This window comes from Endozoicomonas sp. YOMI1 (genome assembly GCF_024606345.1).
Lineage (GTDB): Bacteria > Pseudomonadota > Gammaproteobacteria > Pseudomonadales > Endozoicomonadaceae > Endozoicomonas.
The window spans coordinates 1-2,307 of sequence record NZ_JAHHPM010000590.1 but is presented as its reverse complement, the minus strand read 5'-3'; the positions used below and the strand labels follow the sequence as shown (position 1 = coordinate 2,307).

At 47.0% G+C, this 2,307-nt stretch carries 2 protein-coding genes and 1 pseudogene; 1 reads left to right on the top strand and 2 read right to left on the bottom strand.

Features of this window, described 5'->3' with window-relative positions:
- The first annotated feature begins 132 nt into the window (after positions 1-132).
- Complete coding sequence (locus KDK15_RS20570) at positions 133-1,314, top strand: hypothetical protein (RefSeq protein ID WP_257297274.1); 1,182 nt, start codon at positions 133-135, stop codon at positions 1,312-1,314.
- Positions 1,315-1,358: 44 nt separating this feature from the next.
- Here the strand turns inward: KDK15_RS20570 and KDK15_RS20565 are convergent, their stop codons facing one another.
- Positions 1,359-1,565 carry a HupE/UreJ family protein gene (locus KDK15_RS20565; RefSeq protein WP_257297273.1) on the bottom strand — a complete coding sequence of 69 codons (207 nt, stop codon included), beginning with the start codon at positions 1,563-1,565 and terminating at the stop codon, positions 1,359-1,361.
- An 11-nt stretch (positions 1,566-1,576) separates the two neighbouring features.
- Positions 1,577-2,127: pseudogene (gene ureG / locus KDK15_RS20560) on the bottom strand (urease accessory protein UreG).
- Positions 2,128-2,307 lie beyond the last annotated feature (180 nt).

The following is a 2,307-nucleotide window of genomic DNA, read 5'->3' as shown; positions in this document are numbered from 1 at the left end:
CGGCCTGTCTTTTTCGGGCAGCGGGTGGCGGGAAGCGGGCAGCGCTTACTGAAATAAGTTATTAAATGACAGTTCCTTAAAGCTTGCGCAGGATTTGGTCCGACCATTAGGTTCCTGCTCTCCTCGGCACTGATGAACCCGATTATTGTGGGTCTGTTGCTGGCAACCTTAATGTCCTTAAAAAAGCAGGAGTATTGCCGAAGGTACTTCCCGAGTGGCTTTTTCAGAATTCACAGGGGATTTACAGTGCCTTCTTTGCCTTCTTTAGATCAAGTTTGTCAGACGCTTCAAAACCTTGCCGATAATGGGAGGGTTAATGATCCAGTCCGATTGAGTGGCAGTCATCAACTGAAAATAGACATGCCAACAGGTAGCTGGCTGAGGCGAAAGGTCAAACCATTAACGCCTGAGCAAACAGACTCTATCCATGGTCAGCAGAAACAAGAAGCTGTTGATTTAATCGGTCAATATTCTACTAAACCATTGATAGCAAGAGAAATCACTGTGGGACAAGCCTTGCTGTTACTTCAGTCGCCAGTATCAGATACAGAATTTATTGAATGCGTGAATTCCGACCAGTTTAAGCTTGATACAGATGTAGGAAAAATACTATTTAAACGCTATTTGGAACAAAAAATATCAAATGAATCTGAAGTTTCGGCTGACCTTCTTGGCGAAATCAATAGCTTGATTGAAAAAATACCTCACAGTTGTGAAACCGCCAGAGCTCAGGCTGATCAGTGGTTGATCAGTCAGAAAATTAAACTTTTGGACAATACACCTGCAGGTGACAACGTTGTCAACGAAGTTCTGAGTTCACCAGATTCCCGGATGGGCAAGCCTTCATTCGAAGACCCTGAGTACTTTCAGCGTATGAGACAGGTGTTACCTGAATATTTGAAAAGGATCAATATGGTTAAAAATTTACCAGTTTCGGCGCTGGAAACATTGCAAAAGAAACTGGATGAAAGAGGAGTGCCACCGTCAGATCCACTCTACCAGAGTACGTTAGCCCATCTTTCTTCAGCATCAGGGCAAAATCCTGAAGGTAATATCAAAAAAACAATCGAAAGTTACCAAAATTATCTGAGTCTATTCGACAAAGAGAGACAAGAAATAAGTGAGTCCTTAGCAAAGGATAAGCATGAACTCAAAAATTTCGAAGAAGAAAAAAAGTCAATGAGTGATGAGGACATACAGGAGTCCTTATGGGTAGGCCATACTGGCATTCGTATTAAAAGCAATGAAAAAAGAGATCAAGTACTCAGTGAATGGAGCGATTTAATGAAAGTCGAATTGAAACGTTTAAATTGAGAGCATCAGAGAAAATCCGGCTCTGATGCTGCTGGTCAACGGCCCTATGCCTTCTTTTTCTGATAAGCCTTCACGCCAACAATAACCGCTGCAGCCACTAAACCTGCAAACAATAGATGATCCGGTTCAGTCAGCTGATGCCAGATAGCAGCCATCACGCCACCGGCAGAGTGATCTCCCGGGTGGGCCATAGCCGCCTGACTGGAGATCAGGATACTCACGCTGGCCAGTGACAGTAATTTGATTTTCATGCCTGTTTTCCTTATTTGGCGTCCAGCATGCCTTTATCGATAATGAAATCGATGATTTCCCGCACGCCTTCGTCCGCCTTCAGGTTGGTGAAGAAAAATGGCCGGTCTCCCCGCTTTTTTCTGGCATCCCGATCCATAACTTCCAGAGAGGCTCCAACATGAGGGGCCAGGTCTGTTTTATTGATGATCAACAGGTCGGAGCGGGTAATGCCGGGCCACCTTTGCGTGGGATTTTGTCGCCGGCAGAAACGTCGATGACATAGAGGGTCAGGTCAGACAGTTCCGGGCTGAAAGTAGCACTCAGGTTATCGCCACCAGACTCTACCAGAACCAGCTCAAGCCCGGGATGACGCTGGCACAGTTCATCAACCGCCGCCAGGTTCATGGAGGCGTCTTCACGAATGGCGGTGTGTGGGCAGCCGCCGGTTTCTACACCGATGATCCGGTCTTCGTCCAGCGCTTCATTGCGCATCAGAAATTGGGCGTCTTCTTTCGTATAAAAACCGTTGGTGACCACGGCCAGATTGTAATGGTCGCGCATGGCGGCACAGAGTTTGGTCAGCAGTGCGGTCTTACCGGAGCCTACCGGGCCACCGACACCGACACGGAGGGTTTGTGGAGTTCTTTTCAGGGGCTGGCTAAGGTGTTGCGGGCATCATTAAAAACCCTGTTTTGAGCCCGGCCTGCCGATGCAACTGCAGAATAATATTCCGGAGTTGGTCAGTCAGGCCCATAACAAACA